The 13472-nt window shown below is 71.4% G+C and carries 16 protein-coding genes; 9 read left to right on the forward strand and 7 right to left on the reverse strand.

The genetic code is table 11. The features are described from left to right. The first annotated feature begins 150 nt into the window (after nucleotides 1-150). The 5 genes from KK087_RS01835 (at nucleotide 151) to KK087_RS01855 (ending at nucleotide 4223) form a co-directional block, all read left to right on the forward strand. Complete coding sequence (locus KK087_RS01835) at nucleotides 151-1434, forward strand: chloride channel protein (protein ID WP_214564007.1); 1284 nt, start codon at nucleotides 151-153, stop codon at nucleotides 1432-1434. Nucleotides 1435-1529: 95 nt separating this feature from the next. Continuing rightward, nucleotides 1530-1742 carry an Rv0909 family putative TA system antitoxin gene (locus KK087_RS01840; RefSeq protein WP_214531562.1) on the forward strand — a complete coding sequence of 71 codons (213 nt, stop codon included), beginning with the start codon at nucleotides 1530-1532 and terminating at the stop codon, nucleotides 1740-1742. Between the two features lie 136 nt (nucleotides 1743-1878). Next, nucleotides 1879-3171, forward strand: coding sequence for an aminotransferase class V-fold PLP-dependent enzyme (locus KK087_RS01845; RefSeq protein ID WP_214564036.1), 1293 nt, complete (start codon nucleotides 1879-1881; stop codon nucleotides 3169-3171). Beyond that, complete coding sequence (gene sufU, locus KK087_RS01850; protein ID WP_214564008.1) at nucleotides 3168-3617, forward strand: Fe-S cluster assembly sulfur transfer protein SufU; 450 nt, start codon at nucleotides 3168-3170, stop codon at nucleotides 3615-3617. The genes KK087_RS01845 and sufU overlap by 4 nt, the downstream gene beginning before the upstream one ends. A 135-nt stretch (nucleotides 3618-3752) precedes the next feature. Beyond that, nucleotides 3753-4223 (forward strand): GNAT family N-acetyltransferase, encoded by a 471-nt coding sequence (locus KK087_RS01855; RefSeq protein ID WP_214564009.1) that lies wholly within the window; start codon nucleotides 3753-3755, stop codon nucleotides 4221-4223. Here the strand turns inward: KK087_RS01855 and KK087_RS01860 are convergent. Further along, nucleotides 4216-5025 (reverse strand): hypothetical protein, encoded by an 810-nt coding sequence (locus tag KK087_RS01860; RefSeq protein WP_214564010.1) that lies wholly within the window; start codon nucleotides 5023-5025, stop codon nucleotides 4216-4218. The genes KK087_RS01855 and KK087_RS01860 overlap by 8 nt on opposite strands. Before the next feature lie 18 nt (nucleotides 5026-5043). Continuing rightward, the gene (locus KK087_RS01865; protein WP_214564011.1) at nucleotides 5044-6096 is read right to left on the reverse strand and encodes a zinc-binding alcohol dehydrogenase family protein; all 1053 of its coding nucleotides are present in this window, start codon (nucleotides 6094-6096) and stop codon (nucleotides 5044-5046) included. Between the two features lie 95 nt (nucleotides 6097-6191). Here KK087_RS01865 and KK087_RS01870 point away from each other — a divergent pair, with 95 nt between their 5' ends. Next, nucleotides 6192-6767 (forward strand): TetR family transcriptional regulator, encoded by a 576-nt coding sequence (locus KK087_RS01870; RefSeq protein WP_214564012.1) that lies wholly within the window; start codon nucleotides 6192-6194, stop codon nucleotides 6765-6767. Here the strand turns inward: KK087_RS01870 and KK087_RS01875 are convergent. Next, nucleotides 6721-7176, reverse strand: coding sequence for a GNAT family N-acetyltransferase (locus tag KK087_RS01875; RefSeq protein ID WP_214564013.1), 456 nt, complete (start codon nucleotides 7174-7176; stop codon nucleotides 6721-6723). The two genes, KK087_RS01870 and KK087_RS01875, sit on opposite strands and share 47 nt — an antisense overlap. Before the next feature lie 25 nt (nucleotides 7177-7201). After that, on the reverse strand, nucleotides 7202-7651 hold the full coding sequence (locus tag KK087_RS01880; RefSeq protein ID WP_214564014.1) for a MarR family winged helix-turn-helix transcriptional regulator: 450 nt from the start codon (nucleotides 7649-7651) through the stop codon (nucleotides 7202-7204). A 63-nt stretch (nucleotides 7652-7714) separates the two neighbouring features. On the opposite strand from KK087_RS01880, the gene KK087_RS01885 reads away from it, so the two are divergent. From KK087_RS01885 to KK087_RS01895, 3 genes are all read left to right on the forward strand, one after another. Next, nucleotides 7715-8083 (forward strand): VOC family protein, encoded by a 369-nt coding sequence (locus KK087_RS01885; protein ID WP_214564015.1) that lies wholly within the window; start codon nucleotides 7715-7717, stop codon nucleotides 8081-8083. 138 nt (nucleotides 8084-8221) lie between these two features. Next, the gene (locus KK087_RS01890) at nucleotides 8222-9625 is read left to right on the forward strand and encodes an LLM class flavin-dependent oxidoreductase (protein ID WP_214564016.1); all 1404 of its coding nucleotides are present in this window, start codon (nucleotides 8222-8224) and stop codon (nucleotides 9623-9625) included. A gap of 4 nt (nucleotides 9626-9629) precedes the next feature. After that, entirely contained in the window at nucleotides 9630-10121 is a 492-nt protein-coding gene (locus KK087_RS01895) for a GNAT family N-acetyltransferase (protein ID WP_214564017.1), read from the forward strand. 65 nt (nucleotides 10122-10186) lie between these two features. On the opposite strand, the gene KK087_RS01900 is transcribed toward KK087_RS01895, so the two are convergent. From KK087_RS01900 to KK087_RS01910, 3 genes are all read right to left on the reverse strand, one after another. Further along, nucleotides 10187-10954, reverse strand: coding sequence for an SGNH/GDSL hydrolase family protein (locus tag KK087_RS01900; RefSeq protein ID WP_250900695.1), 768 nt, complete (start codon nucleotides 10952-10954; stop codon nucleotides 10187-10189). 75 nt (nucleotides 10955-11029) lie between these two features. Continuing rightward, nucleotides 11030-11959 (reverse strand): acetamidase/formamidase family protein, encoded by a 930-nt coding sequence (locus tag KK087_RS01905; RefSeq protein WP_214564018.1) that lies wholly within the window; start codon nucleotides 11957-11959, stop codon nucleotides 11030-11032. Further along, complete coding sequence (locus KK087_RS01910) at nucleotides 11956-13362, reverse strand: APC family permease (protein ID WP_214531574.1); 1407 nt, start codon at nucleotides 13360-13362, stop codon at nucleotides 11956-11958. The genes KK087_RS01905 and KK087_RS01910 overlap by 4 nt, the downstream gene beginning before the upstream one ends. Nucleotides 13363-13472 lie beyond the last annotated feature (110 nt).

A 13472-nucleotide genomic window follows, 5' to 3' on the forward strand; every position in this document is an offset into this window, starting at 1 on the left:
TCGCTGGTTCTGAGCAGCCCCGCCCGGCAGGCACCGCCTCGCTGGTTCTGAGCAGCCCCGCCCGGCAGGCACCGCCTGGAGGCCCGCCCCACGTCCGCATGGTCGGTCCTCTTCGTCATCGGGCCCGTCCACCCCGTTAGGCTTCCGGTCATGCCGCACTCCGGACACGCGACCCCGGTCTGGGCCCTCAAGCTCGCCGTCGTCACCGCCCTGGTGGGCGTCTCCGGCGGCATCGCCGGCATCGCGGTCTGGCTCGCGCTCCAGCTCATCCAGTTCGTCGCCTTCGGGTACGGATACGGCGGGCACCTCGAGGCGGCCGATGCGTCGTCCGGCCTGAACCGCTTCCTCGCGCTCACGGCCGCGGGGTTGCTGACGGGCTTCGCCTGGTGGGCGCTCCGACGGTGGGGGCGCTCGATCGTCTCGGTCACCGCGGCCGTCGACGGCACGCGGATGCCGGCCCTGGCGACGCTCGCGAACGCCGGCATCCAGATCCTGGCCGTCGGGCTCGGTGCCTCCATCGGCAAGGAGGTCGCGCCGCGTGAGGTCGGGGCCTGGCTGGCCCAACTCGTCACCCGTCGTGCGGGGCTGACCGCACGCGAGACGAAGATCCTCGTCGCCTGCGGTGCGGCAGCGGGCCTCGCCGCCGTGTACGACGTGCCCCTCGGTGGTGCGCTGTTCGCGGTCGAGGTCCTGCTCGGGGAGATCAGCTTCGCGACCGCCCTGCCCGCCTTCGCCACGAGTGCCGTCGCCGCCATCACCGCCCGGCTCGTGATCCCGGACGAGGTGCTGTACCACGTGCCCGCGATGCACCTGTCGCCGTCGCTGCTCGTCTGGGCGGTCGTCGTGGGGCCGGTGCTGGGGCTCGCCGGGGTCGGGTTCGTCAAGCTGACCAACCGGCTGCAGGGCATCGCCCCGAAGGGCTGGCACCTGCTCGTCGTGCTGCCCGTGGTCTTCGCGATGGTCGGGCTGATCGCGATCCCGTTCCCGGAGATCCTCGGCAACGGTCGGGCGCTCGGCCTCGTCGCGATGAACAGCTCGCTCGACGACGCCTCGTTCGCCGGCCTCTCGCCGATCGTCTTCCTGCTGCTGCTCGGTGTGCTGCGGACCGTCACCACCTCGGCCACCATCGGCGCGGGTGCGGTCGGCGGCACGTTGACTCCGTCCATCGCGATCGGATCGGCGATCGGCGGCGGTCTGGGTGGGGCGTGGCTGCTGTTGTGGCCCGCCGACGGCCCGAGCCTGGCGGCCTTCGCGTTCGTCGGTGCGGCGGCGTTCCTCGCCACCACCATGCGTGCCCCGTTCACCGCCCTCGTGCTCGTCGTGGAGTTCACGCAACAGGGCACCGACATCCTCGTGCCCTCGTTGCTCGCGGTGTCCGGCGCGGTCGCCGTCGGGTACGTGCTCGCCCGTCGCCGCAGTGCCCAGATGGTGTGAAGACCCCGAACGTTCCGGTACGGCCGGGGGTCGGGCAGCCTACTGTCGGCGCCAGGACGGAGCGACGGGCTCCGCACCGAGACGAGGAGCAGCCGATGGCGGGGTTCGACGACATCACGAAGAAGGCCCAGGAGTTCCTGAAGGACGGCAAGGTCCAGGACGCCCTGCAGAGCGAGAAGGCCGAGGGCGTCAGCGACAAGGTGCTCGGCGGTGTGGCCGACGCGGTCAAGAAGGCCACCGGCGGCAAGTACGACGAGAAGATCGACGGCGCGCGTGACGCCGCCGACAAGAAGCTCGGCAACGAGTAGCGAAGCACCGTGCGACGGCCCGGGACCCGGCGTGGTCCCGGGCCGTCGACGTGCCGACTGGACGCGGTCGGGAACAACGGACACCATGGACGGGTTGCTCCGGACAGCAGCACCAGGAGGACGAGTCGTGACAGTCGTGGCGCCGAACCAGCCGCTCACCGAGACCGAGGTCGAGGCGATCAAGCAGGACTTCCCGATCCTCGCGCAGGACGTGAACGGGCAGCCGCTGGCGTACCTGGACTCCGGGGCGACGGCGGAACGCCCCCGTCAGGTCCTCGACGCCGAGCGCCGGTTCCTCGAACACGACAACGCCGCCGTCCACCGCGGTGCCCACACGCTCGCGGCGCTCAGCACGGACGCCTACGAGGACGCCCGCGCCACCGTCGCCGGCTTCATCGGCGCTGCAGCCCCGACCGAGGTCGTCTGGACCGCGAACGCGACCGACGCGCTCAACCTCGTCGCGTACGGCATGGCCAACGCCAGCCGTGGTCGTGGCGGTGCCGACGCGGAGCGCTTCCGCCTGGGCGCCGGCGACGAGGTCCTCGTGACCGAGGCCGAACACCACGCCAACCTCGTGCCGTGGCAGGAACTCGCCGCGCTGACCGGTGCCACCCTCCGCTGGATCCCGGTCGCCGACGACGGCACCTGGACCGCCGACGACGCCGCCGCGCTGATCACCGACCGCACGAGGGTCGTCGCGTTCTCGCACGTGTCGAACGTCACCGGGATGATCGCCCCCGTCGAGCAGGTCGTCGGCCTCGCCCACGCCCGCGGCGCCCTCGTGGTGCTCGACGCCTGCCAGTCCGCACCGCACCGGCCCCTCGACGTGCAGCAGCTCGGTGTCGACTTCGCCGCGTTCTCCGGGCACAAGATGCTCGGCCCGAACGGCATCGGCGTGCTCTGGGGACGTGCGGAGTTGCTCGATGCCCTCCCGCCGTTCCGCACCGGCGGCTCGATGATCACCACCGTGACGATGGAGGGCTCCGAGTTCATGCCGGCGCCCGAGCGGTTCGAAGCCGGCACCCAGCCCGTGTCCCAGGCCGTCGCCCTCGCCGAGGCCGTCCGGTACCTGCAGGGCATCGGCATGGAGCGGGTCCGCGCCCACGAGGAGCACCTCGCCCGCCGGATGCTCGACGGTCTCGCGGCCGTCCCCGGCATCCGCGTCGTCGGGCCGCCCGCCGGCGTCCCGCGCTCCGGACTGGTGGCGTTCGACGTCGACGGCGTGCACGCCCACGACGTGTCGCAGTACCTCGACGCGCAGGGCATCGCCGTCCGGTCGGGCCACCACTGCGCCCAGCCCCTGCACCGCCGCCTCGGTCTCGTCGCGACCAGTCGCGCGAGTACCTACGTCTACACGACCGAGCACGATGTCGACCGGTTCCTCGCGGCCGTCGCCGAGGTCCGCGACTACTTCGGAGCGACCGCGTGAACGCCCTCGACAGCCTGTACCAGCAGGTCATCCTCGACCACGCGAAGGCCCGTCACGGCGACGGCGAGCTGCCCGACGCCGACGCCTCGCACTTCGAGCGGAACCCCACCTGCGGTGACGAGATCACCGTCAGTCTGCGCCTCGACCCGGGCACCGACCGCATCGCCGGGCTCGCCTGGCAGGGCGACGGCTGCTCGATCTCGATGGCCTCGGCATCCGTCCTCACCGACATGGCCGTCGGTCGGACCGTGCCGGAGCTCCTCGCACTGACCGAGGAGTTCCGCACCATGATGCGGTCCCGCGGTGTCGGTGAGCCCGACGAGGACGTCCTCGAGGACCTCGTCGCCTTCCACGGCGTCTCGAAGTTCGTCATGCGCGTCAAGTGCGGCATGCTCGCCTGGGTCGCGGCGGAAGCCGCCGCGCGCGAGGCGACCGCGTCCCGCTGATCCGGGTGCGGCTCGCGATCGCGACCACCTGACGGCCTGGAGGCCCGGTGCGGGCCCGCCCCGCGCCTCCCGTCCGCAGCCGGTCACCGACCGGGCCCCGGAAGGCTTGAATGGTATGCCTCATCAAGGGGCGCGATGATCATCGAGACGGAGCGACCAGGCTCGGTCCGAGCCGACGCGATCGTGCGGGCCTACCTGACGGAGGTCGCGTCGCGGTGGTACGGGCGGGCGGCGATGCCGGCCGCGGTCGACCGCGCGTTCGACGAGGAGCCGTACGACGACCTGCAGGGGGACTCCGGGGTGTTCGTCGTCGCGGATGACGGGGGAGTCGCTGTCGGCTGCGCCGGCGTGCGCTTCGTCGGCCACGTCGGCGAGCTGACGAAGGTCTTCACGCTGCCGGAGCACCGCGGCCGAGGCCTCGGTTCGGCGCTCCTGCGCCACGTCGAGGACGTCTGCCGGGTACGCGGGATCACGTCGATGCGCCTGGACACCCGCGCCGAGCTCGCCGAGGCCTGTGCGCTCTACGAACGGCTCGGCTTCATGCGGGTCCCGCCGTTCAACGACGACCCGTACTCGGACCGCTGGTACGCCAAGCCGCTCAGCTGACGGCGCCGATCTCGCGGAGTGCGTCGCCGACGGTGATGCGCTCGTCGCGTTCCTGCGCCCGCACCCAGCGGGCCTTCGCGAGCGCGACGGCCTCGTCATCGAGACCGAGGAGCTCGTAGAGCCCGTCGAGCTCACGCGGTGCGAGGTGCATGAACCGCAGCGGGAACTTCTGTTCGGGGCTCGCGAAGCTCTGCTGTGCGAGCTGGTCGAGGACGCCCGGGTCGGTCTCTCGCTGTTCCATGAGCAGGACGACGGTTCGTGACCTCGTCCCCATGAGGAAGGCGGAACGCACGTTCTCGTCCGGATCGGTCGCCAGGGTGATCTCGACGGCGAGGGGGAGGTCCTCTTCGCACGCGAGCTCCCAGCGCTGCGAGGTGTCCCCGTGGATCGCCGTGAGCATGTCCGGGTGGACGCCGAGGCCGCGCTCGCCGCGTTCCGGTCGCAGCGAGGACGGGCGGGGGTCGTCCCCGACGCGGGCGGTGGGGAAGCCGGCGCCCGTGTACACGGTGTGGGCGATCGGTAGGAACTGGAGCGCTTCGTGCAGCGCGGTCGCGGCGTCCTGCACCGCCGGAGCCGTCACGTCACCGTCGGCGGCCTCGATGGCGGTGGCGTAGTCGGAGAGGGCGGTGTGCTGCTGCTCGATGGCCCGGGCGAACATCTCCTTGCCCCTGGCGGTGTCGCCGAGGAGCCGCGGGTCCAGGTGGAGCGTGACGGCGCTCGGGTCCTGTAGGTGTCCCCGCTGCGTTGCGCCGCCAGACATCATGATCTCGAACGTCTCGTCTTGCTCGTGGGCATCGGTCACGTCGCTGACGCTACCGGCTCAGGGGAGCGTGACGACGAGCTTCCGGGCGGAGACGCCGGCGCGGAGTTCGGCGAGGGCGTCCGGGATCGCGTCGAGGCCGGTGCCGATCACCGAGGCCGTCGGGGTCGCGCGGTACCGACCGGTGCGGAGCGCCTCGGGCAGGAAGTCGCGGTAGATCGCGGGGCCGACGTCGGACTCCGTCGGGCGGCCTCCCCAGATCGCGGTGACGTGGACCCCGTGTCGACGCTCGAGCCGCGCACGGATCGTCGTCACCGGTGTCGGGTACGCGGACGCGAGCCGACCGCTGCCGGTCGCCGCCCGAACGACCGGGAGCGTGCGGGTCAACGAGCCCTGACCGATGGCGAGGGTGCCGGCGAGCTCCCGGTCGGCGAGTGCCTCGAGGATGCGGCGTGCGGCACCGTCGTCGCGGTAGTCGAACACGGCCTCGGCCCCGAGGTCCTGCACGAACCCGTGGTTCTTCGGCGACGCGGTGCCGATCACGGCGTACCCGGCGGCCCGGGCGAGCTGGACGGCGTTGGCACCGACGCTCGTGGACGCACCCCACACCAGGACGACCCCGGGGCCCTCGGCCGTGTCCGCCGTCGGGAGCGACAGCGCGAGCTGGTCCGGTTCGAAGAGACCGGCCGCTGCGGTCGAGACAGCGAGCGGCAGGACCGCCGCCTGCTCGGCGGACAGGTCATCGGGAACCGGGGTGGTCACGCGTTCGAGCAGCAGGACCTGGTGCTGGAAGGCGCCTTCGGCAGCGCTGTTCCGGTGCTGCTCCTGCCCCGCGGCGTGCCCGACGACCCGGTCGCCCACACGAAACCGCTCGACGCCGGGGCCGATCGCGACGACGGTGCCGGCGACGTCCGATCCGAGGACCGCGGGGAACCGCAGCTTCGGGAACACCAGGTGCCGGAAGAGCCCGCCGACGGCGTCGACCGGGTTGACGGCGACGGCTTCGGCACGGACGACGAGTTCGCCGGGGCCGGGTCGGGGGACCGGCGCGGGTCCGACGGTGAACCGTCCGGTCGACGTGGTCCAGAGTGCTGCATTGCCCGATGACGACATGGTGTCCCGATCCCTTGCTCGACGTCAGTCATGACACGACGTGTCATCACCCATTCAACCATGACACGACGTGTCATCACCACTACTGTGGACCCATGCGTTGGTCTCCGGATGCCCGAGGGCGACTCGAGCGAGCGGCGTTCGAGTTGTTCGCCGAGCAGGGCTACCAGGCGACGACCGTGCCGCAGATCACCGCACGGGCCGGCCTGACGACTCGCACCTTCTTCCGGTACTTCGCCGACAAGCGTGAGGTGATCTTCGCCGGCGACGAGATCCCCGACCTCGCCCGGACCGCCATCGAGGGAGCGCCGGCCGGGATCGACCCGCTCGACATCGTCATGCACGGCCTCCGCACCGTCGCCGACGAACGGTTCGAGGGGCGCCACGGTGAGGTCGGTTCCGTGCGGCGGCTGGTGCTGTCCGAGTCCTCGCTCCGGGAGCGCGACGCCCGAAAGCGTGCCGACCTGACGGACGCGGTACGCGAGGCCTTCGTGGGCCGTGGGCTCGACCCGTCCGAAGCGGCGGTGATCGCCGAGACGACCGTGATGCTGTTCCACCTGGCCCTCGAGGCCTGGCTCACCGGGCCCGCCGAACGCCGGATGGCCGACGTCGTCGACGAGCAGCTCAGTGCGCTCCGCGGGGTGCTCGATCGGCGGCCCGCAGCGTCATGAACACGTCGACGCCGTCGTCGGTGTCGAACACGAAGCCGTGTCGCTCGTACAGTCGGCGGGCGGGGCTGCCCACCAGCACGTTGAGCCGCGTCGGTCCGTCGTGGGGCTCGTCGAGGACAGCGCGCAGCACGGTCGATCCGACTCCACGGCCTTGGACGTCGGGCGCGAGGTAGAAGTGCTCGACCCAACGGGCATCGTCCTCGACCCGCACGGTGATCGAGCCGACGTCGCGGCCGTCGACCACGACGATGCGGGTCAGCTCCGGCTGGAACGCGTCGCGCAGCCGCTGCCGAACGCGCGTCTCGTCGAACACCCCGAGTCGTGTCAGGTCGTCGCGCAGCACCACGGCCCGGAGCTCGACGAGCCACTCGAGGTCCTCGGTGGTGCTGTTCCGCAGTGCGACGTCCATCCGATCAGCCTACGAACAAACGGGGTCAGGCATCGCCGCGGAGCGAGGTGACCATGCTCAGCAGGATCTGGCGGGCCTCCGCCTGCTGGTCCGCGGTCAGATCGGCGAGCATCCGCTGTTCGACCCCGCGGATCGCCGCACTCGCCTGCGCCAGGCTCCGACGTCCGCTCTCGGTCAGCTGTGTCGGCAGCGCCTTGCCGACGGGCGGCTCGGCGGCACGGGTGACGAAGCCGTCCCGCTCCAGGGCCTGCAGCAGGACGTTCATCGACTGCCGGGTGACGAAGGTGCCCCGGGCGAGTTCGGAGTTGGACAGGCCCGGGCGCTGGGCGAGCAGTTCGAGGCAGGAGTAGTGCGTCACCGTCATGCCGAGCGGGCGCAGCACGGCTTCCATCGACGCACGCAGCGCGCTGGCGGTCTCCTTGAGCAGGTAGCCGATCGACGTCTCGAGGTGGATGCCGGTGTCGTCTTGACGCATGTCAGTAGTCTGACATAGGTTGTCCCGTGTCAGAAAACTGACACAAATACCAAGGAGCACCACATGCCCGTCACCGGCCCCGACTTCATCTCCCTGCAGACCCGCGACCTCGATGCCTCGCAGGCGTTCTACGAGCGGTACCTCGGCCTCGTCCGCTCGCAGGCCGGCCCGCCGCACGCCGTCGTGTTCGAGACCACGCCGATCGCCTTCGCCCTGCGCGACCTGGTGCCCGGCACGGACCTCGACGCGGTGGCGCAGCCCGGCATCGGTGCCGCGATCTGGCTGCACACGACGGACGTGCAGGCGATCCACGACGCGCTGGTCGCCGACGGGCACCGGATCGTCTCGGCGCCGATCGACGGCCCCTTCGGTCGGACGTTCACGTTCGCCGACCCCGACGGGTACCACGTCACGCTCCACGACCGCGCCTGAGTCCTGGAACCGGCCACGCGTCCGGCGCGAGCGGCGCGCCGGACGCGGGGCGGGCCTCCAGGTCGGTGCCGGAGCCAGCCCGTCACGCTTCGTCACGATCCGTGACGGGCCGAGGTGTCCGACGTAGCGTCTCGACCCGTGACCACCAGCAGCGAGCACCGGCAGATCCGCTTCAACGCATTCGACATGAACTGCGTCGCGCACCAGTCCTCCGGACTGTGGCGGCACCCCCGCGACCGGTCGCGGGACTACCGCGACCTGAGCTACTGGACGGACCTGGCGAAGACGCTCGAGCGCGGGGCGTTCGACGGCATCTTCATCGCCGACGTCCTGGGGACCTACGACGTGTACGGCGGTTCGAACGAGGCCGCGCTCCGCACCGGGTCGCAGGTGCCGGTGAACGACCCGATCCTCCTCGTGTCGGCGATGGCCTCGGTGACCGAGCACCTGGGCTTCGGCATCACGGCGGGCACCGCGTACGAGCACCCGTACCCGTTCGCCCGACGCATGTCGACGCTCGACCACCTGACCAAGGGGCGGGTCGGCTGGAACGTCGTCACCGGGTACCTGCCGAGTGCCGCGCGGAACATGGGGCAGACCGACCAGCTGTCGCACGACGACCGGTACGACGTGGCGGACGAGTACCTCGAGGTGCTCTACAAGCTGTGGGAGGGCTCGTGGGAGGACGACGCCGTCGTCGCCGACCGCGAAGCCGGGGTCTTCACGGACCCGGCGAAGGTGCACCCGATCGAGCACCACGGCACGCACTTCGACGTACCGGGCATCCACCTGTCCGAGCCGTCCGTGCAGCGCACGCCCGTCATCTACCAGGCGGGTGCGTCACCGCGCGGCATCCGCTTCGCCGCGGAGAACGCGGAAGCCGTCTTCGTCGGGGCGCCGACCGTCGAGCAGCTCGCGTCGACCGTCGCCAAGGTCCGGGACGCCCTGGAGGCAGCTGGTCGCGACCGGTACGCCGCCCGCGTCTACACGCTGCTCACCGTGATCACGGACGCCACCGACGAGCTCGCCCAGGCGAAGTACGAGGACTACCTGTCGTACGCCTCGGAGCTCGGTGCGCTGGTGCTCAATTCCGGCTGGATGGGGGTCGACCTGTCGCAGTGGGACCTGGACCAGCCCCTCGGCGACGTCGAGTCGAACGCGATCCAGTCGGCGGCGGCGAACATCGCGGCGGCGACGGGGGAGGACGGGTCGAAGTGGACGATCCGTGACCTGGCGCGGCAGACGGCGATCGGCGGGCTCGGCCCGGTGGCGGTCGGCGGGGGAGCGACCATCGCCGACCGGCTGCAGGAGATCCAGGAGCTGACCGACGTCGACGGCTTCAACCTGGCGTACGCGGTGACCCCGGGCACGTGGGAGGACGTCATCGAGTTCGTGATCCCGGAGCTCCGCACCCGTGGGGCGTACCCGGAGGAGTACGGGTCGGGTTCGCTCCGCCAGAAGCTGCACGGCCGCGGGGACCGGCTGCCCGACGAGCACCGTGGGGCGTCGTTCAGGATCGGGAGCCGCGCGGTCGTAGGCTGATCGGGTGATCGAGTCGTCCGTGGTCGTGCGTCCTGCGACCGTGGACGAGACCGACACCTGCATCGACCTGTGGGCCGCTGCCGTGGCTGCCCGGGACGGTGCCGCCGAGGACCCGGCGGTGCGGGAGCGCGCGCGGCAGAAGTTCGCGGCTGAGCACGTCGCCTGGCTGGTGGCCCCCGGCCCGGACGGTGCGGTCGACGGCTTCGTGCTCGTGACGGCTCCGGGCACCGGGCGGTCGACGGACCCGGCGGACGCCGCCTACCTGTCGTTGCTCGCGGTGCGCCCCGGGGTACAGGCCCGCGGGGTCGGACGGTCGCTGCTGTCCGAGGCGGTGCACGACGCCCGGGCTGCCGGGCACCCGCGCGTGGCGCTGCACGTGCTCGGCGACAACGACCGGGCGGTGCGGCTGTACGAGGCGGGCGGCTTCGTGGCGACGGGCGACGAGTTCGCGCACGCGCTGACCGGGGTCACGACCCGCGTCTACGTCGCGGGCTGAGCGGGCCGAGGCAGGCCGACGCTTGGCGAGGCGGTCCGACGCGGGCTGCGGCTGGCTGACGCTGGCTACGCGTCCCGACCGCGCACCGGCGTCCACGTCGGGTAGGTCGCCGAGCGCCCGTCGCCCGACGACGTGCGGGTGATCCGGCGCTGCACCCACGGCAGGACGTACTCGCGGTAGTAGCGGAGTTCCTCGCCCAGGCGGGCCCGGGCAGCACCGGCGTCGGCGGGTTCGACCGGCGCCGGGCCGTCCAGGACGGCGTGCAGCGCCAGGTCGGCGACGCGCTGGTGTCCGGTGGCGTTCATGTGCAGCCGGTCGTTCGACCAGAACTCGGCGCGGCCGAGGTGCGGGTCGCGTGAGACGTCGACGAACGGCAGACCACGGCGTCGGGCGAGCGTGCCGAGCGCTTCGGCCCAGGCATCACCGCGGCGGTTGATCAGGGAGCCGAGGGGCAGGCGGGCGCTCGGGTCGGCCGGGCTGAGGAGTGCCAGACGCGCCCCGGTGGCCTCGACGCGGTCGGCGGCGGCCTCGACCTGCCCGATCAGCGCGTCCACCTCGAAGCGCGGGCGCAGCAGGTCGTTGCCGCCGGCGCAGAAGGTGATGAGGGTCGGCGCCGGGTCGAGCGCGAGTGCGGCCTCGAGCTGGCCGTCGAGGACGCCGGCGAGCAGTCGGCCGCGCACCGCGAGGTTCGCGTACGAGACCTCGGCGTCCGACGCTCCCGCCATCGCGCTCGCGAGTCGGCCGGTCCAGCCGGGGAACGGAGCGGGTCCGGCGTCGCCGATGCCCTCCGAGAAGCTGTCGCCGATCGCGACGTAGCGGATGGTGTCGTGCATGCGCCCATCATCGTGCACACGCCTGTGCAGGTTCCCGGCACGACAGCCGTACCGGGAACCCGCATCAGCGAACCCTCAGAGCACCGACTTCGGCACCCGGTGCAGGGTGACCGCACCGACGGCGGCGAAGGGGTGCAACGGGTCCGGGGCGGTGGAGCCGGTCGGCCCGCCGAGCTTCGAGTCACCGACCGCGCTGAGCACCGCGTAGGCGTCCTCCGGGGTCCAGCCGTGCTCGTCGACGAGGAACGCGAAGGCGTCCTCGTACCCGCGCCGGACGCTCTCCTGCACGGGGTCGCCGAGGCCGACGAACAGCCAGTCGTCGGCGGTCTCGATGCGGGGTGCGCGGAGCACCGGGCCGCGCTTGACCAGGTCGACGGAGACGATCGCGGTGCCCTGGGCCTCGATGGCGACGAACGACGACTCGCCCTCGGCCATGAGCGCGTGGATGTCGCCGATCGACAGCAGCGCACCGGGCACCCGGACGGGCAGGGACACGGTCGAGCCGGGGCGGGCCTCGGTGACGTCCATGTTGCCGCCCTCCGGGTAGGCCGGCATGATCGTCGAGTTCTCGCCCTCGGCCGGGGCGGTCCCGATGCACCCGATCATCGGCCGGACGGGGAACCGGTGCCGGTCGGACACCTGGACCATCCCGTCGGCGATCGGGCAGCGGCGGGCGAAGACCCGGTCGCCCATCACGTGCTGCAGGGCCCCGGAGCCGGGCAGGGACACCGACCAGCCGTGCGTGGTCAGCTCGATGGCGTGGATGGTCACCACGAGGGTGTCGCCGGGTTCTGCCCCCTCGACGAACACCGGGCCGGTCACCGGGTTGATCGGTGCCTGCAGCTGCGCCATGTCGTGGTGCTGGTCGAGTTCGGCGTAGACGGCGTCGGTGGTCTCGAAGCCGATGGTCTCGCCGGTGCCGGGGCGGACCCGCAGCACGGGCTCCCGGTCGGCTTCGAACCCGGGGCGGCCGAGGGTGTTCGGCAGGAAGTGGTCCGGGGTCATCGTGCGTCCTCCGTCGTCGGTTCTGCTTCCGAGCCGACCTCGGTGGAACGGCCGGTGCGTCGGTAGTACAGGAACACGGCCGCGCCGACGATCAGCCAGATGATCCCGCCGACCTTCGCCTCGACCGCGGCGTTGAGCAGGACGTACCCGATGATCAGGAACCCGACCAGCGGCACGACCAGGTGCAGCAGCCAGTTGCGCGACTTGCCCTTGACGACGTGGTGCACGAAGACCGACACGTGCAGGAGCATGAAGCCGAACAGTGCGCCGAAGTTCACGAGCGACGAGATCGTGTCGATCTGCCCCACGAAGAACAGCACCAGGATCGCGGAGAGCACCGAGACGACGATGATCGCGTTCTGCGGCACCTGACGGCCGTTGAGCCTGTGCAGGAACGCCGGCAGCTGACGGTCGCGGCTCATCGAGAAGAGCAGACGGCTCGTCGCGGCCTGTGCGGCCATGGCGTTCGCGATGCCGACGGCGAGCACGTTGACGGCGAAGAACGCGGTGGCCCAGCCGCTCGACGAGGCCTGCTCGACGATGGTGAAGAAGGCGTTGCCGGCCTCACTGTCCGAGAACGAGTCACGGCCGGCGGCCAGTGCCGACGCGAGCCAGGTCTGCAGGATGAACAGGAACGCCACGATGACGAGCGCCAGGATCATCGCCGTACCGGCGCCGCCACGACGGCCGGTCGATTCCTCGGACAGGGTCGAGATGCCGTCGAAGCCCAGGAAGCTCAGCACCGCGATCGACAGCGCTGCGGCGATGAGCGGAGCCGACACCTTGGCCGGGTCCCAGATCTGCTCGGTGCCGAAGGACGCGTCGGGGATCGTGCCGCCGGTCAGCGCGACGATCGCGATGACGACGAAGATCGCGACGAAGACGAGCTCGATGAGCAGGAAGATGCGGTTGGCGAGCTTGAGCGAGGACACCCCGGCCAGGTTGATGACGGTGTTGATCGCGACGAACACGAGCGCCCACAGCCAACGGGGCGTGCCCGGGAAGATGCCGACCATGCTCTCCGCCGCGAAGACGTAGAGCAGCGTCGGCACGAGCAGGTAGTCGAGCAGGATCGCCCAGCCGGCGAAGAAGCCGGCGGTGGGGTGGATGCCGCGGCCGACGTACGAGAACACGCTGCCGGCGAGGGGGATCGACTTCGCCATCTGCGCGTAGGCGAGCGCGGTGAAGATCATCGCGACGAGGCCGACCAGGTACACCAGCGGCACCATGCCGCTGGAGGCGTTGTACACGGTGCCGAAGATCGCCCACGGGGCGATCGGGACCATGAAGACCAGGCCGTAGATGAGCAGGTCGGTCGTGGAGACGGAGCGCTTGAGCTCCTGCTTGTAGCCGTAGGCCTCGAGCTGCTGCTGTGCGGAGAGCTCGCTGTGCTGCTGCGACATGTCGGGTTCCGTTTCGGGTGGAGGGACGGGTGCAGGGGAAGGGGTGGTGCAGGGGAGGGGGTGGTGCCGTCGGGAAGGCGAGTGCGGCTGTGGGGGTGGGAACTGCGGCC

Origin of the sequence: Curtobacterium aurantiacum, assembly GCF_018598555.1 — a bacterium.
In the GTDB taxonomy this organism is placed as follows: Bacteria; Actinomycetota; Actinomycetes; order Actinomycetales; family Microbacteriaceae; genus Curtobacterium; species Curtobacterium aurantiacum.

What these genes read in the sequence shown, in the direction of transcription:
- KK087_RS01875 (WP_214564013.1), bottom strand. Translation starts at nt 7,176, where the DNA reads ATGGACGTCGCACTGCGGAACAGCACCACCGAGGACCTCGAGTGGCTC.
- KK087_RS01905 (WP_214564018.1), bottom strand. Translation starts at nt 11,959, where the DNA reads ATGACCCCGGACCACTTCCTGCCGAACACCCTCGGCCGCCCCGGGTTC.
- KK087_RS01910 (WP_214531574.1), bottom strand. Translation starts at nt 13,362, where the DNA reads ATGTCGCAGCAGCACAGCGAGCTCTCCGCACAGCAGCAGCTCGAGGCC.
- KK087_RS01870 (WP_214564012.1), top strand. Translation starts at nt 6,192, where the DNA reads ATGCGTTGGTCTCCGGATGCCCGAGGGCGACTCGAGCGAGCGGCGTTC.
- KK087_RS01865 (WP_214564011.1), bottom strand. Translation starts at nt 6,096, where the DNA reads ATGTCGTCATCGGGCAATGCAGCACTCTGGACCACGTCGACCGGACGG.
- KK087_RS01900 (WP_250900695.1), bottom strand. Translation starts at nt 10,954, where the DNA reads ATGCACGACACCATCCGCTACGTCGCGATCGGCGACAGCTTCTCGGAG.
- KK087_RS01855 (WP_214564009.1), top strand. Translation starts at nt 3,753, where the DNA reads ATGATCATCGAGACGGAGCGACCAGGCTCGGTCCGAGCCGACGCGATC.
- KK087_RS01840 (WP_214531562.1), top strand. Translation starts at nt 1,530, where the DNA reads ATGGCGGGGTTCGACGACATCACGAAGAAGGCCCAGGAGTTCCTGAAG.
- KK087_RS01880 (WP_214564014.1), bottom strand. Translation starts at nt 7,651, where the DNA reads ATGCGTCAAGACGACACCGGCATCCACCTCGAGACGTCGATCGGCTAC.
- KK087_RS01885 (WP_214564015.1), top strand. Translation starts at nt 7,715, where the DNA reads ATGCCCGTCACCGGCCCCGACTTCATCTCCCTGCAGACCCGCGACCTC.
- KK087_RS01835 (WP_214564007.1), top strand. Translation starts at nt 151, where the DNA reads ATGCCGCACTCCGGACACGCGACCCCGGTCTGGGCCCTCAAGCTCGCC.